The 21,076-nt window shown below is 71.1% G+C and carries 22 protein-coding genes; 20 read left to right on the top strand and 2 right to left on the bottom strand.

Features of this window, described 5'->3' with window-relative positions:
- Positions 1-65: 65 nt before the first annotated feature.
- From BLW78_RS19420 to BLW78_RS19505, 18 genes are all read left to right on the top strand, one after another.
- Complete coding sequence (locus BLW78_RS19420) at positions 66-1,394, top strand: FMN-binding glutamate synthase family protein (protein ID WP_091681504.1); 1,329 nt, start codon at positions 66-68, stop codon at positions 1,392-1,394.
- Between the two features lie 75 nt (positions 1,395-1,469).
- Positions 1,470-2,777 carry a type III glutamate--ammonia ligase gene (gene glnT, locus BLW78_RS19425; protein WP_091681506.1) on the top strand — a complete coding sequence of 436 codons (1,308 nt, stop codon included), beginning with the start codon at positions 1,470-1,472 and terminating at the stop codon, positions 2,775-2,777.
- 90 nt (positions 2,778-2,867) lie between these two features.
- Positions 2,868-3,332, top strand: a complete 465-nt coding sequence (gene ureE / locus BLW78_RS19430) for an urease accessory protein UreE (RefSeq protein WP_091681508.1) — start codon at positions 2,868-2,870, stop codon at positions 3,330-3,332.
- Positions 3,326-4,009: an urease accessory protein UreF gene (locus tag BLW78_RS19435; protein WP_091681510.1), complete on the top strand. Its 684-nt coding sequence runs from the start codon at positions 3,326-3,328 to the stop codon at positions 4,007-4,009. Before ureE ends, BLW78_RS19435 begins: the two co-directional genes overlap by 7 nt.
- A 10-nt stretch (positions 4,010-4,019) precedes the next feature.
- A complete protein-coding gene (locus BLW78_RS19440; RefSeq protein ID WP_091681511.1) occupies positions 4,020-4,715 on the top strand; it encodes an urease subunit gamma in 696 nt (231 codons plus the stop codon).
- Between the two features lie 10 nt (positions 4,716-4,725).
- Positions 4,726-6,438: an urease subunit alpha gene (ureC, locus tag BLW78_RS19445; RefSeq protein ID WP_091681513.1), complete on the top strand. Its 1,713-nt coding sequence runs from the start codon at positions 4,726-4,728 to the stop codon at positions 6,436-6,438.
- 42 nt (positions 6,439-6,480) lie between these two features.
- Positions 6,481-7,107: an urease accessory protein UreG gene (ureG, locus tag BLW78_RS19450; RefSeq protein WP_091681514.1), complete on the top strand. Its 627-nt coding sequence runs from the start codon at positions 6,481-6,483 to the stop codon at positions 7,105-7,107.
- 2 nt (positions 7,108-7,109) lie between these two features.
- Positions 7,110-7,946 carry an urease accessory protein UreD gene (locus tag BLW78_RS19455; RefSeq protein ID WP_091681516.1) on the top strand — a complete coding sequence of 279 codons (837 nt, stop codon included), beginning with the start codon at positions 7,110-7,112 and terminating at the stop codon, positions 7,944-7,946.
- A gap of 175 nt (positions 7,947-8,121) precedes the next feature.
- The gene (urtA, locus tag BLW78_RS19460) at positions 8,122-9,354 is read left to right on the top strand and encodes an urea ABC transporter substrate-binding protein (protein ID WP_091681517.1); all 1,233 of its coding nucleotides are present in this window, start codon (positions 8,122-8,124) and stop codon (positions 9,352-9,354) included.
- Between the two features lie 298 nt (positions 9,355-9,652).
- The gene (locus BLW78_RS19465; RefSeq protein ID WP_020095607.1) at positions 9,653-10,114 is read left to right on the top strand and encodes a (2Fe-2S)-binding protein; all 462 of its coding nucleotides are present in this window, start codon (positions 9,653-9,655) and stop codon (positions 10,112-10,114) included.
- Between the two features lie 14 nt (positions 10,115-10,128).
- Entirely contained in the window at positions 10,129-12,324 is a 2,196-nt protein-coding gene (locus BLW78_RS19470; protein WP_091681519.1) for a xanthine dehydrogenase family protein molybdopterin-binding subunit, read from the top strand.
- Positions 12,321-12,614: a c-type cytochrome gene (locus BLW78_RS19475; protein ID WP_026605315.1), complete on the top strand. Its 294-nt coding sequence runs from the start codon at positions 12,321-12,323 to the stop codon at positions 12,612-12,614. The genes BLW78_RS19470 and BLW78_RS19475 overlap by 4 nt, the downstream gene beginning before the upstream one ends.
- Positions 12,614-13,873 (top strand): NAD(P)/FAD-dependent oxidoreductase, encoded by a 1,260-nt coding sequence (locus BLW78_RS19480; protein ID WP_170855190.1) that lies wholly within the window; start codon positions 12,614-12,616, stop codon positions 13,871-13,873. Before BLW78_RS19475 ends, BLW78_RS19480 begins: the two co-directional genes overlap by 1 nt.
- Positions 13,874-13,893: 20 nt before the next feature.
- Complete coding sequence (soxX, locus tag BLW78_RS19485; protein WP_234083010.1) at positions 13,894-14,340, top strand: sulfur oxidation c-type cytochrome SoxX; 447 nt, start codon at positions 13,894-13,896, stop codon at positions 14,338-14,340.
- Between the two features lie 29 nt (positions 14,341-14,369).
- On the top strand, positions 14,370-14,822 hold the full coding sequence (locus BLW78_RS19490) for a SoxY-related AACIE arm protein (protein WP_056531344.1): 453 nt from the start codon (positions 14,370-14,372) through the stop codon (positions 14,820-14,822).
- A 5-nt stretch (positions 14,823-14,827) separates the two neighbouring features.
- Positions 14,828-15,148, top strand: a complete 321-nt coding sequence (locus tag BLW78_RS19495; RefSeq protein WP_020095601.1) for a thiosulfate oxidation carrier complex protein SoxZ — start codon at positions 14,828-14,830, stop codon at positions 15,146-15,148.
- A 54-nt stretch (positions 15,149-15,202) separates the two neighbouring features.
- The gene (soxA, locus tag BLW78_RS19500; RefSeq protein ID WP_244526989.1) at positions 15,203-15,949 is read left to right on the top strand and encodes a sulfur oxidation c-type cytochrome SoxA; all 747 of its coding nucleotides are present in this window, start codon (positions 15,203-15,205) and stop codon (positions 15,947-15,949) included.
- Between the two features lie 175 nt (positions 15,950-16,124).
- Complete coding sequence (locus tag BLW78_RS19505) at positions 16,125-16,811, top strand: zinc metallopeptidase (RefSeq protein WP_056531341.1); 687 nt, start codon at positions 16,125-16,127, stop codon at positions 16,809-16,811.
- A 257-nt stretch (positions 16,812-17,068) separates the two neighbouring features.
- On the opposite strand, the gene BLW78_RS19510 is transcribed toward BLW78_RS19505, so the two are convergent.
- Positions 17,069-17,557 carry a DUF302 domain-containing protein gene (locus BLW78_RS19510; protein ID WP_091681522.1) on the bottom strand — a complete coding sequence of 163 codons (489 nt, stop codon included), beginning with the start codon at positions 17,555-17,557 and terminating at the stop codon, positions 17,069-17,071.
- An 82-nt stretch (positions 17,558-17,639) separates the two neighbouring features.
- Positions 17,640-18,080: a hypothetical protein gene (locus BLW78_RS19515; protein WP_091681523.1), complete on the bottom strand. Its 441-nt coding sequence runs from the start codon at positions 18,078-18,080 to the stop codon at positions 17,640-17,642.
- 243 nt (positions 18,081-18,323) lie between these two features.
- On the opposite strand from BLW78_RS19515, the gene BLW78_RS19520 reads away from it, so the two are divergent.
- Complete coding sequence (locus tag BLW78_RS19520; RefSeq protein WP_091681525.1) at positions 18,324-19,268, top strand: LysR family transcriptional regulator; 945 nt, start codon at positions 18,324-18,326, stop codon at positions 19,266-19,268.
- Between the two features lie 500 nt (positions 19,269-19,768).
- Positions 19,769-20,875 (top strand): cyanuric acid amidohydrolase, encoded by a 1,107-nt coding sequence (locus BLW78_RS19530; protein WP_026605312.1) that lies wholly within the window; start codon positions 19,769-19,771, stop codon positions 20,873-20,875.
- Positions 20,876-21,076: the final 201 nt, after the last annotated feature.

A 21,076-nucleotide genomic window follows, 5' to 3' on the forward strand; every position in this document is an offset into this window, starting at 1 on the left:
GAGCGCGTCGAATCAAGGACTTAAAGCCGCTCCCGATCGGGAGCGGCTCAAGCGGGAGACCGGGCATGACCTATCAGAACCCGCCGATGCCGCCGCGCAAGTCGGCGACCTTCGACGACCACACCCTGGCGGAGATCCGCCGGGCCGCGGCCACCGGCATCTACGACATCCGCGGCGGCGGCACGAAGCGCAAGCTCCCGCATCTCGACGACCTGCTGTTCCTCGGCGCCTCGATGTCCCGCTATCCCCTGGAGGGCTACCGGGAGGCCTGCGGGACCGGCATCACCCTCGGCACGCGATTTGCCAAGAAACCGATCGCGTTGAAGATCCCGATCACCATCGCCGGCATGAGCTTCGGATCCCTGTCCGCCAACGCCAAGGAGGCCCTCGGCCGCGGCGCTACGCTGGCCGGCACCTCCACCACCACGGGGGACGGCGGCATGACCGACGAGGAGCGCGGCCATTCCGACATCCTCGTCTACCAGTACCTGCCCTCCCGCTACGGCATGAACCCGCGCGACCTCCGGCGCGCCGACGCCATCGAGGTGGTGGTCGGCCAGGGCGCCAAGCCCGGCGGCGGCGGCATGCTGCTCGGCCAGAAGATCTCCGACCGGGTCGCCGCCATGCGCGACCTGCCCAAGGGCATCGACCAGCGCTCCGCCTGCCGGCATCCGGACTGGACCGGCCCGGACGATCTCGAGATCAAGATCGGCGAACTGCGCGAGATCACCGACTGGGAGAAGCCGATCTACGTGAAGGTCGGCGGCGCCCGGCCCTATTACGACACCGCACTGGCCGCGAAGGCCGGGGCCGACGTCGTCGTCCTCGACGGCATGCAGGGCGGCACGGCGGCGACTCAGGACGTGTTCATCGAGCATGTCGGCCAGCCGACGCTCGCCTGCATCCGCCCCGCCGTGCAGGCGCTGCAGGATCTCGGCCTGCACCGGAGCGTGCAGCTCGTGATCTCGGGCGGCATCCGCTCGGGCGCGGACGTCGCCAAGGCCATCGCGCTGGGGGCGGACGCGGTCTCGATCGGCACCGCGGCGCTCGTCGCCATCGGCGACAACGACCCGGCCTACGAGGAGGAGTACCGCGAGCTCGGCTCCACGGCGGGTGCCTACGACGACTGGCACGAGGGCCGCGACCCGGCGGGCATCACCACGCAGGACCCCGAGCTAGCGGCCCGCCTCGACCCGGTCCGCGCCGGGCGGAAGCTCGCCAACTACCTGAAGGTGATGACCCTGGAGGCGCAGACCATCGCCCGCGCCTGCGGCCACAACCACCTGCACAATCTGGAGCCCGAGGATCTCGTGGCGCTGACGCTCGAGGCCGCCGCCATGGCCCGCGTGCCGCTGGCCGGCACCGACTGGTACCCGGGCAAAGCGGGCTTCTAGGGCCCTTCAACCCCGCCGGTCGCGCCGGAACGGGGCGCGGCCGGCCCCCAAACGATCCGCGCTCAGGGGGCTGCCGTGACGACCGACCTTTCGACTTACGCCGCCGAGCACGGCGTAAAGTACTTCATGATCTCCTACACGGACCTGTTCGGCTGCCAGCGCGCCAAGCTGGTGCCCGCGCAGGCGATCGGCGCCATGCAGCGCGACGGCGCGGGCTTCGCAGGCTTCGCCACCTGGCTCGACCTGACACCGGCCCATCCCGACCTGTTCGCGATGCCGGACGCCGCCTCGGTGATCCGCCTGCCCTGGAAGCCGGACGTCGCCTGGGTGGCGGCCGACTGCACCATGGCGGACGCCCCCGTCGACCAGGCGCCCCGGGTGGTGCTGAAGCAGCTCGTGGCGCGGGCCGCCGACGAGGGCCTGCGGGTCAAGACCGGCGTCGAGGCCGAGTTCTTCCTGCTGAGCGCGGACGGATCGGCGATCTCGGATCACCACGATCGGGCGGAGAAATCCTGCTACGACCAGCAGGCGCTGATGCGCCGCTACGACGTGATCGCCGAGATCTGCGACCACATGCTGGCGCTCGGCTGGAAGCCCTACCAGAACGACCACGAGGACGCGAACGGCCAGTTCGAGATGAACTGGGAATACGACGACGCGCTGGCCACCGCCGACAAGCACGCCTTCTTCAAGTTCATGGTCCGCTCGGTCGCCGAGCGGCACGGCCTGCGGGCGACCTTCATGCCGAAGCCGTTCCCGGGGCTGACCGGCAACGGCTGCCACTGCCACGTCTCGGTGTGGAACGCGGCCGGCACCGTGAACGCCTTCGCGGATCCCGAGATGCCGTTCGGCCTCTCGACCCGGGGCCGGCACTTCCTCGGCGGGATCATGCGGCACGCGCCCGCGCTCGCCGCGATCACCAACCCGACGGTCAATTCCTACAAGCGCATCAACGCGCCCCGCACGATCTCGGGCGCGACCTGGGCGCCGAACGCCGTGACCTGGACCGGCAACAACCGCACCCACATGGTGCGCGTGCCCGGGCCGGGCCGGTTCGAGCTGCGCCTGCCCGACGGGGCGGCCAATCCGTACCTGCTCCAGGCGGCGATCCTGGCGGCGGGCCTGGACGGCCTGGCGTCGGCGGCCGATCCCGGGCCGCACAGCGACGTCGACATGTACCGCGACGGCCACGCCGTCACCGGCGCGCCGCGCCTGCCGCTCAACCTGCTGGACGCGCTGCGGGCCTTCGAGGCCGACGAGGCCCTGCGGGACAATCTGGGCGGCGCGTTCTCCGTCGCCTACCTCAAGTTGAAGCAAAATGAGTGGGACAGCTACTGCGCCCATTTCACCGCCTGGGAGCGCGAGACCACGCTCGATGTCTGAGCCGGTGCTGCCGGTGACGCGCCGAACGGCGGACCGGCTCTTGCAAGGCCCAGTTCGATCCTGGCGACGGGGAGCGGGACGCGGACCGACATGCGTGTGATCCATCGTATCCTGGGCAGCCGGCACGAATCCGGGATGGCCGAGCGCCTGCACCATCTCGCGCATCACGGCGCGGTGGACGTGCTCGTCGTGTCGAGCACCGACGTCGCCCGGCGGCGGATCCGCGCGACCACCCAGTCCGGCGAGGAGATCGCCCTCGCCCTGCCGCGGGACGAGCCGCTCTTCGACGGGGCCGTGCTGGCGCTGGACGCGGACCGCGCCCTCGTCGCCCGGGTCGGCTCCGAGCGCTGGCTCCGCCTCGTCCCGGACAGCCAGGCCGCCGCCCTCGAACTCGGCTACCACGCCGGCAACCTCCACTGGCGGGTCCGCTTCGCCGACGGCGCCCTCCTGGTGGCCCTGGACGGGCCGGCCGACGCGTACCTCGTCCGCCTCGGCGCCCTCGTCACCGACCGACAGGTGACCCACACCATCCTCAACGAGGCGGCACCGTGCTGAGCCGGCTCCTGGCGTTCCAGCAGGCCGACGCCGCCTTCCCGAGCGGGAGCTTCGCCTTCTCCAACGGGATCGAGGGGCTCGTCGCGAGCGACCCGGCCTTCGACACGGGGAGCCTGACGCGGACGCTCACGGCCCTCGTGCGCTTCCGGTGGGCGGAGAGCGACCGCGTCGCCCTGATCCTCGCCCACCGCGCCGGCCCCGATCCGGCCCGGCTCGGCCGCATCGACGCCGCCGTGGAGGCGGCCACCCTCGTCGAGGCGATGCGCACCGGCAGCCGGCGCAACGGCGCCTCCCTGCTGACCACCCACGCGCGGCTGGCGACGCCCGGTGCCGGGGACATCCGCGCCGCGATCCGGTCCGGGCTCATGCTGGGGCACCTCGCCACCGTGCAGGGCGCCCTGTGGCGGGGGCTGGGCCTGTCGGAAGCGGAGGCGGCGGCCGTCGCCGGCTACCAGCTCGTCTCCGGCCTGGTCTCGGCCACGGTCCGGCTCGGTCAGGTGGGCGCCATCCAGGGCCAGCAGGCCCTCCAGACGGTGCTGCCGCTCGTCGCGGAGATCGCCGAGCGGCCCGTGACCGAGGACCCCGACGGCGCGATCGTCCTCACGGGCTTCACGCCGCTGATCGAGGTCGCCGCGATGCGGCACGCGCGCGCCGACCTGCGCCTGTTCGCCAACTAGGGAGCGGGTGATGCTGCTCACGCCCACCGAGCTGGAACGGCTCACGATCTTCACCGCGGCCGAGCTCGCCCGCAAGCGCCGGGCCCGCGGCCTCAAGCTCAACTACCCCGAGGCGGTGGCGCTCATCACCGACGAGATCCTGGAGGGCGCGCGCGACGGGCGCAGCGTCGCCGACCTCATCGGCTGGGGCTCCACGATCCTGTCGACCGAGGACGTGATGCCGGGCATCGCCGCCATGCTGCCGATCCTGCAGGTCGAGGGCGTCTTCCCGGACGGCACCAAGCTCGTCACGGTCCACGAGCCGGTCCGCGCCCGGGCGGGCGCCCCCGCCGACACCCTGGAGCCCGGCGCGATCCTGCCGGCCGACGGCGCGATCGAGCTCGCCGCGGGCCGCCCGCGGGTCACCCTCGACGTCGTCAACACCGGCGACCGCCCGGTCCAGATCGGCTCGCACTACCACTTCTTCGAGGTGAACCGGGCGCTCGACTTCGACCGGGCGGCGGCCCTGGGACACCGCCTCGACATCCCGGCCGGGACGGCGATCCGCTTCGAGCCGGGCCAGCGCAAGACCGTGACGCTGGTCGGCTTCGGCGGCGCCCGGGAGCTGACCGGGCTCAACGACCTGACGCAGGGGACCCTGCCCGACGACGCGGCGCGGGCGGCGGCCCTCGCCCGCGCCAAGGCCCGCGGCTTCAAGGGCGCCTAGGGAGAGTGCCATGGTGACGATCCCGCGCCGCGACTACGCCGCCCTCTACGGGCCGACCACCGGGGACGGGGTGCGGCTCGCCGACACCGCCCTGGTGGCGGTCGTCGAGCACGACCACGCCGTCTACGGGGACGAGTGCCTGCACGGCGGCGGCAAGACCCTGCGCGACGGGATCGGGATGGCGCCCGGGGTGACCGCCGCGCAGGGCGCGCTCGACTTCCTCCTCTGCAACGTCGTGGTGATCGACCCCGTCCTCGGCATCCAGAAGGGCGATCTCGGCATCAAGGACGGGCGGATCGTGGCGCTCGGCAAGGCCGGCAACCCGGCGATCATGGACGGCGTCGACCCGCGCCTGATCGTGTCGGCCGGGACGACGGTGCGCGACTGCGAGGGCCTGATCGCGACGCCCGGGGCCATCGACGTGCACGTGCACTTCGACTCCGCCGGCCTGCCGGACCACGCGATCGCCTCCGGCGTCACGACCCTGCTCGGCGGCTCGCTCGGGCCGATCACCGTCGGCATCGATTCCGGCGGCCCGTTCAACACCGGCCGCATGCTCCAGGCCGCCGAGGCTTGGCCGGTGAATTTCGGCTTCCTCGGGCGCGGCAACACCCACCGGCCGGCCGCCCTGAAGGAGCAGCTGGAGACCGGCGTCCTCGGCCTCAAGATCCACGAGGACTGGGGCGCGATGCCGGCGGCGATCGACGCCTGCCTGGGCTTCGCCGATGCGTACGACTTCCAGGTCCAGCTCCACACCGACACGCTGAACGAGTCGGGCTTCGTGGAGGACACGCTGGCGGCGATCGGCGGCCGCACCATCCACATGTACCACACGGAGGGGGCCGGGGGCGGCCACGCGCCGGACATCATCCGGGTCGCCGGGCTGCCGCACTGCCTGCCGTCGTCGACGAACCCGACCAACCCCTACACGGTCAACACCTTCGACGAGCACCTCGACATGACGATGGTGTGCCACCACCTCAACCCGGCCCTGCCGGAGGACGTGGCCTTCGCGGAGAGCCGCATCCGCGCCCAGACCATCGCCGCCGAGGACGTGCTCCACGACATCGGGGCGATCGCGATGCTCGGCTCCGACAGCCAGGGCATGGGCCGGATCCACGAGGTCGTCTGCCGGACGTGGCAGCTCGCCTCGAAGATGAAGGACCAGCGCGGCCCGCTCCCCGAGGAGAGGCCGGGCTTCGGCGACAATGCCCGGATCAGGCGCTACATCGCCAAGTACACGATCAACGCGGCGCGCACCTTCGGCATCCAGGAGCATGTCGGCTCGCTGGAGCCCGGCAAGATGGCCGACATCGTGGTCTGGCGGCCGGCCTTCTTCGGGATCAAGCCGGAGCTCGTGATCAAGGGCGGCTTCATCGCCTGGGGCGCGATGGGCGATTCCGCCGCCTCGCTGATGACCTGCGAGCCGGTGCTGATGCGCCCGCAATGGGGCGCCTTCGGGCGCGCCAAGCAGGCGCTCTCGGCCTGCTTCGTCCACCCCCTGGCGATCGAGGCCGATCTCGGCGGCCGGCTCGGCCTGCGCAAGGCGCTCCTGCCCGCCCGCGGGACCCGCACGCTGACGAAGGCCGACATGCTCTGGAACGACGCCTGCCCGGAGATCCGCGTCGACCCGCAGACCTTCGACGTCTTCGTCGACGGCGTGCTCGCCACCTGCGAGCCGGCCCGGACCCTGCCGCTCGCCCAGCGCTACATGCTGCGCTGAGCGCCGCCGAACCCCGCCACCCCTCTCACGGCCCCGCTCTCCATGACCGACGTGACTCCCGCGAGCGCCGCCCGGATCGGGATCGGCGGCCCGGTCGGATCCGGCAAGACCGCGCTGATCGAGCGGCTGATCCCCGTGCTGCGGGCGCGGGGCGTCGATCTCGCGGTGATCACGAACGATCTCGTCACCAAGGAGGATGCCGAGCGGCTGCGCCGCTCCGGGCTGATCGATCCGCGCCGCGTCGAGGCGGTGGAGGCCGGGGCCTGCCCGCACACGGTGATCCGGGAGGACCCGACCCTCAACATCGCCGCGGGCGACGCGCTGGAGGCGCGCTTCCCGGGCCTGCAGCTGCTCGTCTTCGAATCCGGCGGCGACAACCTCGCCTCGACCTTCTCCCTCGACCTCGTGGACTGGTGGATCTTCGTGATCGACGTGGCCGGCGGCGACGACATCCCGCGCAAGCGCGGCCCGGGCGTGCTGCGCTGCGACCTCCTCGTGATCAACAAGATCGACCTCGCGCCGCATGTCGGCGTCGACCTCGACGGGATGCTCGCGGAGGCCGCGCGGGTCCGGAGCGGCAGGCCGGTCCTCGCCACGAACGCGCGCGCGGGCCTCGGCATCGACGCGGTGGCGGATGCCATCGGCCGGGCCGTCCTGTTCGCGCCCTAGCGGTGCCCGACGACGTCCAGACCGGCCGCCGCGCGACGGCCCGCCTCGGCTTCGTGCGCGGCGGCGGGACCAGCGTGCTCGCCGACCAGCACGTGCCGTACCCGTTCCACATCACGAAGCCGTTCCGCCTGTATCCGCAGCGGCCGGAGCTGATCACGCTGTACCTGCAATCGGCCTCCGGCGGCCTCTACCGCGGCGACCATCTCGGCCTCGACATCGCGATGGGTCCGGGCTCGGCGGCGCACGTCACCACCCAGGCCGCCACGGTCGTCCATCGCAGCGCCGACCAGCCGGCCCGCCAGGACACGCGGATCCGCGTCGGCGCCGATGCCTTCCTCCACTGCGTGCCCGATCCCCTGATCCTGTTCCCCGGCGCCGCCCTCTCGGCCTCGACCCGGGTCACGCTCGAGCCCGGGGCCCGTGCCGTCGTCTCCGAGAGCATTGCGTGTCACGACCCGGAGGGCCGCTGCAGGCCGTTCGAGCACGTCGAGCTCGCCCTCGGCATCGAGACGGCGGCGGGGGCCGTCCTGGTCCGCGAGCGGGCGCGCATCGCCGGCGCCGAGTTTTGCGATCCGGCCTCGCCGCTCGGCCCGTGGCGGGCCTACGGCGCCCTCGTCATCCTCGGTCCGGCCCCGTGCCTGCCGGATCCCGGGGACGTCCAGGCCGCGGCCGACCGCACCGGCTGCCGGGCCGGGCTCAGCCCGCTGCCGAACGCGGCCGGGCTCGGCCTCCGGCTCCTCGCGCCCGACGGCGGCACCTTGGCGGCGGGGCTGGAGGCGGTCGCCGGTCGCGCCTTCGCGGCGCTGACCGGGCTCGCCCCGGCGCGCCGCCGCAAATAGGAAGCCGGCGCCCGGGAGCGCAGCCGCCGATATGGGCAGGCTGCCGATGTTTTCATCTTGCGAAATTTATTTTCTTTTGAAGAAATGTGCCTAAGGAGACGATCCGTGCGCGACGGCTGATCCGGTGCGGACGGGGCGGCCCACCTTCTCGAACGATCTGAAGGATTTGCCCCCCATGGCGACAGACGATCCCGCGCACTTCACCCTCCGCCGGCGCCTGCTGCTCGGGCTGGCGGCGGCCCCGCTCGCGGCATCGCTGCCGCGCGTCGCGGCGGCCGCCGAGGCCGGCGCTCTGGCGGTGACCGACAGCGAGGTGACGGTCGGCATCCTGCACTCGATCACCGGCACCATGGCGATCTCGGAGACCGGGCCGAGCCAGGGCGAGAAGCTGGCGATCCAGCAGATCAACGACGCCGGCGGCGTGCTCGGACGCAAGATCAAGATCATCCAGGAGGACGGCGCCTCCGACTGGCCGACCTTCGCCGAGAAGGCCAAGAAGCTCCTCGTCAACGACCATTGCGCCGCCGTGTTCGGCTGCTTCACCTCGGCCTCGCGCAAGGCGGTGCTGCCGGTCTTCGAGCAGTACAACGGCCTGCTGTACTATCCGACCTTCTACGAGGGCCTGGAGCAGTCGAAGAACGTCTTCTACACCGGCCAGGAGGCCACGCAGCAGATCCTCGCCGGCCTCGACTGGGTCCACAAGGAGAAGGGCGGCGACAGCTTCTACTTCATCGGCTCCGACTACATCTGGCCGCGCACCTCCAACAAGATCGCCCGCCGGCACATCGAGACCGTGCTCAAGGGCAAGGTCGTCGGCGAAGAGTACTTCCCCCTCGGCCACACGCAGTTCAACTCGGTCATCAACAAGATCAAGCTCACCAAGCCGAAGGTGATCTTCGCCACGATCGTGGGCGGCTCGAACGTGGCGTTCTACAAGCAGCTCAAGGCGGCGGGCATCGACCTGTCGAAGCAGGTGCTGATGACGCTGTCGGTGACCGAGGACGAGGTCGACGGAATCGGCGGCGAGAACATCGCCGGGGCCTACTCGTGCATGAAGTACTTCGAGTCGATCCAGAACGAGAACAACAAGGCGTTCGTGGCCGCGTTCAAGAAGATGTGGGGCGAGAAGACGGTCATCGGCGACGTGACGCAGGCGGCCTATCTCGGCCCGTTCCTGTGGAAGATGGCCTGCGAGAAGGCCGGCACCTTCGACGTCGACAAGGTCGTGGCGGCCTCGCCGGGCCTCGAGTTCAAGGGCGCGCCGGAAGGCTACGTGAAGATCGACGAGAACCATCACCTCTGGTCGAAGACCCGGGTCGGCCGGGCCAAGCCCGACGGCCAGTTCGAGATCGTCTACACCAGCCCCGAACTGATCAAGCCCGATCCGTTCCCGAAAGGGTACCAGTAGGCCAGGCTGACGGCTGCGAGGATGCGCGTCGATCCGCTCGGAGAGCAGCGTCAGGCCAGCGGCCACGACTCGGTGCTCGGTTCCGATCCAGCTGACAGCGGCCGGGATCTGCGGGAAGTCGGTTCGATGGCAGGAGAGGTCACGCCTTGGGCCTCAAGAGCCTTGGCGCATTCGGGTCGCAGACGTCGACCTGTCCGAGCGCCGGATGGCTGCTGCCGACGGTCGCTGACGCCCTCCCTTGAGGCCTCCCCCGCTTTGGGGATACTGGATACATAATCTCGTTCGGGAGAGGGGTCAGATGGCACGACTGAACGTCAACGGCGTCGTGCGTGAGGTCGATGCCGAGGCCGACACCCCGCTCCTCTGGGTCATCCGCGAGCAGATCGGTTTGACCGGCACCAAGTACGGCTGCGGCATCGCCCAATGCGGCGCCTGCACCGTGCATATCGACGGAGCGGCCGTCCGCTCCTGCTCCGTGCCGCTCTCGGCGATCGAGGCGGGGCAGAAGATCGTCACGATCGAGGGGCTAGCCCCGGATGCCCGCCATCCGGTCCAGCAAGCCTGGGCCGAGCTCGACGTGCCGCAATGCGGCTTCTGCCAGCCCGGGATGATCATGGCCTCGGCGGCGCTGCTGGCGCAGAACGCGCGTCCGAGCGAGGAGCAGATCCGCCAGGAGATCACCAACATCTGCCGCTGCGGCACCTACAACCGTGTGCTCGCCGGCATCAAGATCGCCGCCGAGCGCGGCCAGTCCGGCTGACGGGGGACGAGCAGATGAGCCTCGAATCCAAGGCCTCCCCGAAGGCTGCCCGCCCCAGCCGCCGCACGCTGCTCGCCGGCGCCGGTCTCTTCACCCTCGGCTTCCACATCCCGTTCCCCGCACGGGCTGCAACTCTCGACGCGGCGCCCACCGCGCCGGAGGTCAATGCCTGGGTCGTGGTGAAGCCGGACGAGACCGTGGTCATTCGCATCGCCCGTTCGGAGATGGGCCAGGGCACGCTCACCGGCCTCGCGCAACTCGTCGCCGAGGAGCTCGACTGCGACTGGGCCAGGGTCACCACCGAGTATCCGAGCCCGGGCCAGAACCTCGCCCGCAAGCGCGTCTGGGGTGATTACTCGACCGGCGGCAGCCGCGGCGTGCGCGATTCTCACGAGTACGTGCGAAGAGGCGGCGCCGCCGCCCGCACGATGCTCGTTGCCGCCGCCGCGAAGGGCTGGGGCGTACCCGCCGCCGAGTGCCGCGTCGAGCGGGGCGTGATCACCCACGGCCCCTCCGGCCGCAGCATCACTTACGGCGCCGTCGCCGCGGAGGCGGCCAGGATCGAGCCGCCCAAGGACGTGGTGCTCAAGGATCCGAAGGACTGGACCATCGCCGGCAAGCCGCTGAAGCGGCTCGACACCCTGCCCAAGCTCGACGGCAGCCAGGTCTACGGGATCGATCTCAAGCTGCCCGGCCTGCTCAACGCCGCGATCCGCGACTGTCCGGTGACCGGCGGCAGCGTGAGGAGCTTCGACGCCGCGGCTGTGTCGGGCATGCCCGGTGTCCGAAGAGTGCTCCAGGTCGGCGACAGCGCGGTCGCGGTGGTGGCCGACACGTTCTGGCGCGCCAAGACCGCCCTCGACGCCCTGCCGGTCGCCTGGGACGAGGGACCGAACGCGACGGTTTCCAGCGAGACCATCGCGGCGACCCTGCGCGAGGGACTCGACGCCGAGCAGGCCTTCGTCGGCAACAAGGCCGGCGATGTGGCCGGCGCCCTCAAGGGCGCCGCCAAGGTGGTGGAGGCCGTCTACGGCGTACCGTTCCAGAATCACGCCACGATGGAGCCGATGAATGCCACCGCGCTCTGGACGCCGGAGCGCTGCGAGGTCTGGACGCCGACGCAGAACGGCGAGGCGGCTCTGGCCGCGACCGCCGACGCCGCCGGGCTGCCGGCCACGTCGTGCGAGGTCTACAAGATCCATCTCGGCGGCGGCTTCGGCCGGCGCGGCGCCACGCACGACTGGGTGCGTCAGGCGGTGCTCATCGCTAGGGAGATGCCGGGCACGCCGGTCAAGCTGATCTGGACCCGCGAGGAGGACATGACGCATGGCCGGTACCACCCGGTCACGCAGTGCCGGATGCGCGCCGCCCTCGACGGGGACGGCAACCTGATCGGCCTGCACATGCGCATCTCCGGCCAGTCGATCCTGGCCTCGGTCGCCCCCCAGCGCATGGTCGAGGGCCGCGACCCGGTCACCTTCCAGGGTCTCAACCCCGGAGGTCCGGAGGCCGCGATCGGCTACACGATCCCCAACATCCTGGTCGATCACGCGATGCGCAACCCGCACATCCTGCCGGGCTTCTGGCGGGGCGTGAACCTGAACCCGAACGCCATCTATCTCGAATGCTTCATGGACGAGCTGGCCCACGCCGCCGGCCAGGATCCGCTCGCCTTCCGGCTGAAGCTGATGGACAACCACCCGAAGCACCGGGCCGTGCTGCAGGCGGTGGCCGAGCGGATCGGATGGGCCAGCAAGCCGCCCGAGGGGGTCTACCGCGGCATCTGCCAGACGATGGGGTTCGGCAGCTACGTCGCGGGCGCGGCCGAGGTCTCGGTCTCCGACCAGGGCGAGCTGAAGATCCACCGTATCGTGGCGGCGACCGACCCCGGCCACGCGGTCAACCCGCAGCAGATCGACGCGCAGGTGGCGGGCTCCTTCGTCTACGGTCTCTCGGCCGCGCTGTACGGCGCCTGCACGGTGAAGGACGGGCGCATCGAGCAGACGAACTTCGACAGCTATCCCGTGATGCGGATGGACGCGATGCCGGCGGTCGAGGCCATCCTGATGCCGTCCGGCGGTTTCTGGGGCGGCGTCGGCGAGCCGACGATCGCGGTCGCCGCGCCGGCCGTGCTCAACGCGATCTTCGCTGCGACCGGCAAGCGCGTCCGCCAGCTTCCGCTGAAGGACACGGATCTCCGCCGGGCATGAGGGCGATGACGCCGGCGCTCGCGCTGCTCGCCGCCCTCGCCGGCGGAACGGGCGCGGGCGCCGCCGAGATGCGGCCGCCGCCCGGCGCCTCGTCCTGCACCGGATGCCACGCCGAGGGCTCCGCGATGGGCGTGCTCGCGGGGCGGCCGGAAGCCGAGATCGTCGGCGCCCTCGAGGCCTTCCGGACCGGCGCGCGCCCGGCGACGCTCATGAACCGCATCGCCAAGGGCTTCGGCGCGCAGGAGAGCCAGGCCATCGCCGCCTGGTTCGCGGCGCAGGGATCGCGGTGATGCGCGCTCCTTCTCCGACCCGCCGCGCCCTGATCGGCGGAGCCGCGGCCGCCGCGCTGGCGCGCCCGGCCCTCGGTGGCACAGCGCCGCGCGTCGTGGTCGTGGGCGCCGGGTTCGGGGGTGCCACGGCGGCGCGCTGCCTCGCCGCGGGCGGCGTCGACGTGACCCTGGTCGAGGCGGCCGAGCGCTATGTCGCCTGCACGGGCAGCAACGCGGTCGTCGTTGGCCTGCGCGGGATCGAGGCCCAGACCTTCGGCTACGAGGCCCTCGGCCGGGCTCGGCTCCGCTTCGTGCGCGGAACGGCGGATGCGGTCGACCCTGTGGCGCGCCGGGTGACGCTCGGCGACGGCACAGTCCTGCCCTACGACCGCCTGGTGCTCTCGCCGGGCATCGCGCTGCGCTTCGACGCCGTGCCCGGCTACGACGCGAAGGCCGCCGAGGCGATGCCCCATGCCTGGAAGGCCGGGGCGCAGACGGTGCTCCTCGCCCGCCAGCTCGAGGCCATGCCGGAGGGCGGCACGGTGGTCCTCTCGGCACCCGCCAACCCGTATCGCTGCCCGCCCGGCCCCTACGAGCGCGCGAGCCTGATCGCGCATTTCCTGAAGACCCGGAAGCCGAAGGCGAAGCTCGTCCTGCTCGACGCCAAGGACACGTTCTCGAAGCAGAAACTGTTCGAGGCGGCCTGGGCGAAGCTGTACCCGGACGTGCTCGAATACGTGCCGCTCGCCTCGGGCGGTGCGGTCACGGAAGTCGACGCCGCCGCGATGGTCGTTCGCACGGACTTCGCCGAGTACAAGGCCGATGTGGCGTGCATCATCCCGCCCCAGCGCGCCGGCCCCATCGCGGCGCAGGCCGGCTGCGCCGACCGCAGCGGCTGGTGCCCGATCGATCCGGTGACCTTCGAATCGCGCCTCGTGCCGGGCATCCATGTCATCGGCGACGCGGCGATCGCAGGGGCGATGCCGAAATCCGCCTTCTCGGCGAACGCGCAGGCCAAAGTCTGCGCGCAGGCGGTGATCGACCTGATGGCCGGACGGGAGCCCGAGAACCCGAGGCTCATCAACACCTGCTGGAGCCTCGTCGCACCGGGCAACGGCATCTCGATCGCGGGCGTCTTCCGCCCGACCGACGGCCTCCTGGCGGACGTTCCGGGAGCCGGCGGCATCAGCCCCCTCGACGCGCCCGACGCGGTGCGCGCGCAGGAGGCGGCCTACGGCGAGAGCTGGTACCGGACGATCACCCGGGACGTGTTCGGATGAGGGAAGGCCGCGTGGCAGCCATGCTCGTGCTGGCAGTCGCCGCCCCGCCGGCGCAGGCCGGGGAGGGCCTGGTCCCCACCGCGATCGTCGGCGACGCCATCCCCGAGAGCCTGACCGGCGCACCGGGCGATGCCGCGCGCGGCCGGGCCATCGTCGTGGACCGGACCCGCGGGCTCTGCCTTCTCTGCCATACCGGGCCCTTCCCGGAGGAGCGGTTCCAGGGCAACCTCGCCCCGGATCTCGCGGGCGTCGGCGGGCGGCTGGGCTCGGGTCAGCTGCGCCTGCGGCTGGTGGACGGACGGGTCTTGAACCCGGAGACGATCATGCCACCGTACTATAGCCTGACAGGGCTCACCCGCGTGGGGCGGCCGTGGCAGGGGCGGCCGATCCTGAGCGCGGCCGAGATCGAGGATGTCGTCGCCTTCCTGGCGACGCTGCGCGAGGCGGGTCCCGAGGAAGGTCGATGAGCAGGCACAGGAGACGGAGCGCGCGTTCGATGGACCGGCGCGGCGTGCTCGCCGGGGCGGTCGGCACCGCGCTCGCCGTCGCGCTGCGCCCCGCCGCCGCGGCGACGCTCCCGCGCACGGAAACGACGGAATCCGCCATCCGACGCTTCGCGGGTGACAACCCGATCCGACCGGGCCGGGTGACCCTCGACCTGCCGCCGCTCGTGGAGAACGGCAACACGGTGCCGCTCACCGTCGCCGTCGAGAGCGCGATGACGCCCGAGGATCACGTGCGCCGGATCGGGGTGTTCAACGAGAGGAACCCGCAGCCGAACGTCGTGACGGTCCACCTGCGGCCGGGCGCCGGCCGCGCGCAGGTCTCGACACGCATCCGGCTCGCCGACACGCAGCGCATCACCGCCATCGCCGAGATGAGCGACGGGACCTACTGGTCGGCGAGCGCCGATGCCATCGTGACCCTCGCCGCCTGCCTGGAGGGCTGACCCCGATGGCCCGCACGCTGATCAACCTGCCGAAGACCGCCGAGCCCGGCGACACGATCACGATCAGGACCCTGATCTCGCACCCGATGGAGACGGGCTTCCGCCCCGGTGCCGACGGCCGGATCCTGCCGCGCAACATCGTGACGGACTTCGTCTGCCGCTTCGAGGACGAGGAGATCTTCCGGGCCGAGCTGTTTCCCGCTTCGGCGGCCAACCCCTACCTGACCTTCACCTGGGTCGCGACGCGCAGCGGCCGCTTCAGCTTCACGTGGCGCGGCGATGGCGGCTTCGATCAGACCGAATCCGCGGCGATCACCGTGGCCTGAGTCTCCGCCGTGCCGCGCCGCTCGGGCTCCCCGCTGCAGACGGCGCTCGTGGCGCTGCTCCTCTCCAGCCCTCTCGCGCGGTCGGAGCCGGTCCCGCCGGCCGAGCGACGCTCGGGCTTCGACCAGATGAGCCCCGAGATCCAGGCGATGCAGCGGGACGACGGGGCCAATCCCGGCATGCTCGCGGTCGCGGACGGGGAGGACCTCTGGGCGAAGGCGCCCATTTCCGGGGGACTCGCCTGCGCCGGCTGCCACGGCGAGGCCTCGTCCACGATGCGGGGCGTCGCGGCACGCTATCCCGCTTGGGACGCGCGGACGGGCAGGCCCATCGACCTCCAGTCTCGCGTCAACGCGTGCCGCCGCGAGCATCAGGGCTCCGAGGCCCTCGCCTACGAGAGCCCCGACCTGCTGGCGCTCACGGCCTTCGTCGCCGCGCAGTCCCGCGGGCTGCCGATCGCTCCGCCGGACGATCCCCGGCTCGAGCCCGCGCGGGCGGCGGGTCGCGCGCTGTTCGAGACGCGCCAGGGCCAGCTCGGCCTGTCCTGCGCCATCTGCCACGACGACCATCGGGGTCACCGCCTCGGCGCAGCGATGATCCCGCAGGGACACCCGACCGGCTACCCGCTCTACCGCCTCGAATGGCAAGGTCTCGGCTCGCTGCAACGGCGCCTGCGCAACTGCCTCACCGGCATGCGCGCCGAGCCCTTCGGGTACGGCGCGCCGGACTATGTTGCGCTCGAACTCTACCTCGCGACGCGCGCCGCGCCGCTGCCGCTGGAGACGCCGGCCGTGCGCCCCTGATCGAGCTCGGACTGGCCACCGCTCGACGCCGCGCGCACCTCGTCGACCGCCGCGGTGACCCGCCGGACGGCCGAAGCGCGAACGCCTCAGCCACCAGTCGATCCACGACTGTGGCTCTAGCGGTCGAGCCAGCGCCGCGCTTCCACGGATTCGGCCCCGCGCCTACATACCCGGTATGCCGATCCTCCTGGCGCTCGGCGCCGCCCTGCTGTTCGGTCTCGTGTTCGGCCCCCAGTGGTGGGTGCGCCGGGTGATGCGGCAACACGCCACCGAGAGGCCGGACCTGCCCGGGACCGGCGGCGAGCTTGCCCGCCATCTGCTCGACCTGGCACGGCTCGAGCACGTTCCCGTCGAGATCGCGCAGGCCGACCACTACGATCCGGTCGCGAACGTCGTGCGCCTGTCGCCGGAGAACCATGAGGGCCGCTCCATCACGGCGGTCGCGGTGGCGGCACATGAGGTCTCCCACGCGCTCCAGCACGCGGCGGGGGACCGGCTGCTCGCGGCGCGGGTGACCTTCGCGCCGGTCGTGCAGGGCTTCGAGCTTGCCGCAGGCTTGGTGATGATGACCGCGCCCATCATGCTCGCCGTCATCAAATCCCCCGCCCTGCTCACCCTGCAGGTCGGGTTCGGCATCGCGCTCCTCAGCGTTCGCCTCGTGTTTCACCTCTTGACGCTGCCCGTCGAGCTCGATGCGAGCTACCGGCGGGCTCTGCCCATCCTGGAAACGGGCCGCTTCCTCGACGCTGACGACATGCGTGGCGCCCGCACCGTACTGCGCGCCGCAGCCCTCACCTACGTGGCCTCGTCCCTCGTGTCGCTCGTGAACATCGCCCGCTTCCGGCGATTCCTCCGGTTCTGAGACGTATCAAACGCGCGTCCGTTCCTGCTCTGCTCGGCCGCGAGCGGGTTGCCTTCGATCAGCCAGCCTCTGTCACCACCGAACGACCGCTCGAACGTCTCGGAGGGGTGGCTTTGAGACGGTCTGGTCGCGGCCGAAGCTGCCGTGAAGCCGAACAAGCGTCGGAACCGCGCGTGGAACAGAGCTGCCGCGTCACGGCGCGCCCCGCGGAACGGAGACACTCGGCCCCGATCCGCGGCGTTCTCGAGCGCCTCACCTCACGCGGCGGCCGCGGCGAGCGTGCTCCGAAGCAGTTCATCGAGTTCGCCAGCGACGCGGTCGACCTGCGGATTCTCGAACTGGCCGAAGGTGCTGACCGGGCGGTCGTACTCGAAGGCGACGCCACCCTCGGAATCCTCACGCAGAAGCACCCGGATCGGCGCGTACAAGGCGGCAGAAACGGCGTGCCGGGTCATCGACGCGGCCGTCAGCGGGTTGCCGATGTCGTACTGGACGGCCTTGCGGCTCAACCCGGCGGTGAGCAGCACGTCGCCATGGTCTCGGGAGCCGAAGATCGAGAGCGGCGCCTGCCGTTCGAGGAGGTCGCGCGCCTCGTCCACTCGTCCGGCCTTCAGGAGCGTGGCGTAATCGAGGTCGATGACGGGCACCGAAGCCTCCAAGGCGGATCGGACCGCCTCGAAAGACTTGGCCGAGGAAAGGCTGACGTGCTCGACCGCGATTTCGGTCGACGCGAAGTGGTCGGACATGATCTGATCTCCTGACTTCATGCAGCGGGCGGCTCGCCGGGCGGGCCTCGACTGCTCGTCCTCGGCCTGTCCGAGTGCTCGCTCAGTTCATGGCCTCAAGCGACCCGAGCTTGACCGTGTTCGTGTTGGCCTCGACCGCAACAGGCGCGTCGGGCAGCCACCGGACGACGCCCGCGGTCGCGAAGCCCCCCTGCTTGAGGACCTGCGCGGCATGCGTCGCGACGTCTCGGCTCCGATAGGCCACGGTGATGGTGGCGGGCGCCTTGAAGGGCTCGACGGAGGCGATGGCCGGCCGAGCCTCCTGCCAGCGCGTGAGGGCCGGTACGAGGAGACCACCCTGCGCACGGACGTCGGCGGCGCTCAGCGCGAGACCCGGCGTATGGTGGGCCGCGCCGATGACGGCGGGGACGGAGAAGGCCCCGTGCGCGGCGGTGTCGAGGGTCACCTCCGACGCGGCGGCCGGCAGGAGGGACGCCACGGTCATCGTCAGGGCGGCGGTGAGGGTGATGGTAGGGTGGGTCATCTCTCGATCCTCTCGGTGTGACGGGGTGGCCCGTCTTTCGATGAGGAGGAGATGCTGCCGGGAAGCGCATTCATCAAACAGATGCGGTTGATACCCAGTATCTATGCCGTAAATGATGGTTCGGTTTTCGACGGCCGCGACGGCGCGGCCGATGCAGCTCGGAAGCCTGATGGTCTCGCTCGGTCGGATGCCGCATTGTCCGGTCGCCGAGACCATGGTCGAGAGCCACCGGCGGACCTGACCATGACGATCAAGCACCGTGACCTCGCGGGCATCGACCTGAACTTGGTCGTGGCGCTGGACGCACTCCTGACCGAGAGCAGCGTCACGCGCGCTGCCGCGAAGGTCGGCATCACGCAATCCGCCATGAGCAGCAGCCTTGCCCGCCTGCGCAGGCTCCTCGGCGACGAGCTCCTGACGCGCACGCCGGACGGCATGCGCCCGACACCGCGGTCGCTCGCCCTCGTCGAGCCGGTCCGCGCCGCCCTGCGCCAATTCCAGGGCATCGTCCTCCGGGAGGACGACTTTGTCCCCTCGCAGGTCGAGCGGTCCTTCACGCTCGCCATCCCCGGCAGCGTCGAGGTACGTCTCATCCCGCGCCTGCTCGCGTTCCTCGCACGCGAGGCGCCCGGCATCCGCCTGCACCTAGTCGGCCTCGATTACGGGAGCGTGCTGGGGGACCTCGACGCCGACAGGATCGACATGGCCGTCGGCATGATCTCCGAGGGCCAGGTCCACCACAAGATGCGGCCCCTCTATCGCTTCGGCTTCCTGAGCCTGTTCAATCCCCGGCTGCTCGGCGTGAGCGGTCCGCTCTCGCTCGACGACTTCGTCCGCTTCCCGCACATCCTGACGTACCTGACCGGCGTCGGCCCGGCGGTGGTGGACGAGGCGCTCGCGAAGGTGGGCCGGACGCGGAGGCTGGCGGCGACGACGCCGCGCTTCGCCACCGTGCCGTTTCACGTGCAGGCCGCGCCCTTGATCGCCACGATGGCCGACGAGCTGGCCACGACCTTCGCGACCCAGCTCGGCCTGGCGACGAGCCCCGTGCCGGTGCCGACCGAGGAGATCGTCATCTCCATGCTGTGGCACGCCTCCTATGACCGCGATCCCGCCCATCGCTGGCTGCGGGAGGTCATGGTTCGCCTGGGACGGGAGGCCGGTAGCGCCCACGAAGACGCGGTATAACTCGTAGCCTCACGCCCCTCGGTCCCTGAGCCACTTTTCCGTTTGGGTGCCCCTGAGGCAGCAAAGGCATCGACGATCCGGACAGGGTTGTCCTCGGCGATCCGATCCTCAAGATAAGGTGGCAACAGCGTCGTCTGATCGCGCTCGGCGCCGACAACGAACCGTTCCATGCCCCCCCCGGGCGTGCCGGACAAAGCTACCACCACCGAGGTTTCGACACAGCCAGGGTCGCTACCGGAACGGCGGCATGGAGTGGTCTAGAGACGATCTGCTTCTACCACAGATTGGGCCATCCTGCTGGTTCGGCGTCGGGAGCCGATCAACGCGTTGCTTCTCCCGCGCAGTAGAAGGCTCGGGGATTCTCCGAAGATGGTCCGGTCTGTGCTTGCCCGTGCTGGCCACCCGATCGTGCCGGTTTCTGTCGTCGCTGGACGCGGACAGACGACGGGATCGCCCCAGTGGAAGGGCGGCGCCCCTTCTTGTTCCACCCCGGTTCCCCCATGCCCGAATGCCTCGTCTTCCGCGTGCCCGCGCAGCATCCCGCCGACGTCTCCGAGGTGATGGGCCTCGTCGCCTCCGGGGCGGTGGACGCGACCGAGATCGTCGCGATCTTCGGCAAGACCGAGGGCAACGGCTGCGTGAATGACTTCACCCGGCAGCTCGCGGTGATGGCTCTGGAGACGGCGCTCGCCACCGCCCTCGGCTGTACGGCGGCGGAGGTCGGAGCGCGGATCGCCCTCGTCATGTCCGGCGGCACCGAAGGCGGGCTGTCGCCGCACTTCCTCGTCCTCGCCCGGCGTGAAGGCCCCGCGGTGCCGGAGGGCAAGGCGCTCGCCATCGGCACGGCCTTCACCCAGGAGTTCCGGGCGGAGGAGATCGGCCGGATGGCGCAGGTCGAGGCGACTGCGGCGGCGGTCGGCCGGGCCATGGCAGAGGCGGGGCTCACCGATCCCGCGGACGTGCATTTCGTGCAGGTGAAGTGCCCGCTCCTGACGAGCGCTCGGATCGCCGAGGCGGCCGCCCGGGGCCACGGCGTCGCCACACACGACACCTACGCCTCGATGGGCTTATCCCGCGGCGCCTCGGCGCTCGGCATCGCGCTCGCCCTCGGAGAGGTCGACCGCGAACATCTCGCGGATTCCGCCATCGGCACCCGACGCGATCTCTTCTCCGGCCGCGCCAGTTGCTCGGCGGGGATCGAGCTGATGCGCAACGAGATCATCGTGCTCGGCAACGCCCAGGGCTGGACCGGCCCGCTCGCCATCGCCCACCGGGTCATGGACGACGGCATCGACCTGTCCGCGATTCGGCGGGTGCTCACCGACCTCGGCTTCCTGGAGGCGGGGCAGTTGCCGCCTCCTGAGGCGGAGCGCGTGATCGCTCTGCTCGCCAAAGCCGAGCCCTCCCATGACGGCCTGATCCGGGGACGGCGCCACATCATGAACGATGACAGCGACATCAACGCCACCCGGCACGCCCGCGCCCTGGTCGGCGGCGTGGCCGCCGCGGCGATCGGCCGGACGGACCTCTTCGTCTCCGGCGGCGCTGAGCATCAGGGGCCGGATGGCGGCGGCCCGGTAGCGGTCATCGCCCGCGTGAGGGACTGAAGCCGGGGACGGGGAAGCAGAAGTGCGTCCGCATTGCCGAGAGTCAGGGACAAAGCGGTTCGACCTGTGCCCTGCACCGGCCCTCTGCAACCGCCGGTTGGTGAAAATCAGGCTGCGAGAGTGGGCGCAAGGCCGCAACAGCGAAATCGGCCTGCGCATCAAAGAGCGATGAGGAACAGGCCAAGCCACGGGTACACGGCA

Origin of the sequence: Methylobacterium sp. 275MFSha3.1, from assembly GCF_900108435.1 — a bacterium.
Taxonomy (GTDB): Bacteria; Pseudomonadota; Alphaproteobacteria; order Rhizobiales; family Beijerinckiaceae; genus Methylobacterium.

Excerpts from the sequence above, each read along its gene's own strand:
- BLW78_RS19465 (WP_020095607.1), top strand. The coding sequence starts at position 9,653 with ATGGCACGACTGAACGTCAACGGCGTCGTGCGTGAGGTCGATGCCGAG.
- ureC (WP_091681513.1), top strand. The coding sequence starts at position 4,726 with ATGGTGACGATCCCGCGCCGCGACTACGCCGCCCTCTACGGGCCGACC.
- BLW78_RS19420 (WP_091681504.1), top strand. The coding sequence starts at position 66 with ATGACCTATCAGAACCCGCCGATGCCGCCGCGCAAGTCGGCGACCTTC.
- ureG (WP_091681514.1), top strand. The coding sequence starts at position 6,481 with ATGACCGACGTGACTCCCGCGAGCGCCGCCCGGATCGGGATCGGCGGC.
- urtA (WP_091681517.1), top strand. The coding sequence starts at position 8,122 with ATGGCGACAGACGATCCCGCGCACTTCACCCTCCGCCGGCGCCTGCTG.
- BLW78_RS19495 (WP_020095601.1), top strand. The coding sequence starts at position 14,828 with ATGGCCCGCACGCTGATCAACCTGCCGAAGACCGCCGAGCCCGGCGAC.
- BLW78_RS19520 (WP_091681525.1), top strand. The coding sequence starts at position 18,324 with ATGACGATCAAGCACCGTGACCTCGCGGGCATCGACCTGAACTTGGTC.
- ureE (WP_091681508.1), top strand. The coding sequence starts at position 2,868 with ATGCGTGTGATCCATCGTATCCTGGGCAGCCGGCACGAATCCGGGATG.
- BLW78_RS19480 (WP_170855190.1), top strand. The coding sequence starts at position 12,614 with ATGCGCGCTCCTTCTCCGACCCGCCGCGCCCTGATCGGCGGAGCCGCG.
- BLW78_RS19515 (WP_091681523.1), bottom strand. The coding sequence starts at position 18,080 with ATGACCCACCCTACCATCACCCTCACCGCCGCCCTGACGATGACCGTG.
- BLW78_RS19510 (WP_091681522.1), bottom strand. The coding sequence starts at position 17,557 with ATGTCCGACCACTTCGCGTCGACCGAAATCGCGGTCGAGCACGTCAGC.
- BLW78_RS19505 (WP_056531341.1), top strand. The coding sequence starts at position 16,125 with ATGCCGATCCTCCTGGCGCTCGGCGCCGCCCTGCTGTTCGGTCTCGTG.
- BLW78_RS19470 (WP_091681519.1), top strand. The coding sequence starts at position 10,129 with ATGAGCCTCGAATCCAAGGCCTCCCCGAAGGCTGCCCGCCCCAGCCGC.
- soxX (WP_234083010.1), top strand. The coding sequence starts at position 13,894 with ATGCTCGTGCTGGCAGTCGCCGCCCCGCCGGCGCAGGCCGGGGAGGGC.
- BLW78_RS19530 (WP_026605312.1), top strand. The coding sequence starts at position 19,769 with ATGCCCGAATGCCTCGTCTTCCGCGTGCCCGCGCAGCATCCCGCCGAC.
- BLW78_RS19440 (WP_091681511.1), top strand. The coding sequence starts at position 4,020 with ATGCTGCTCACGCCCACCGAGCTGGAACGGCTCACGATCTTCACCGCG.
- BLW78_RS19475 (WP_026605315.1), top strand. The coding sequence starts at position 12,321 with ATGAGGGCGATGACGCCGGCGCTCGCGCTGCTCGCCGCCCTCGCCGGC.
- BLW78_RS19490 (WP_056531344.1), top strand. The coding sequence starts at position 14,370 with ATGGACCGGCGCGGCGTGCTCGCCGGGGCGGTCGGCACCGCGCTCGCC.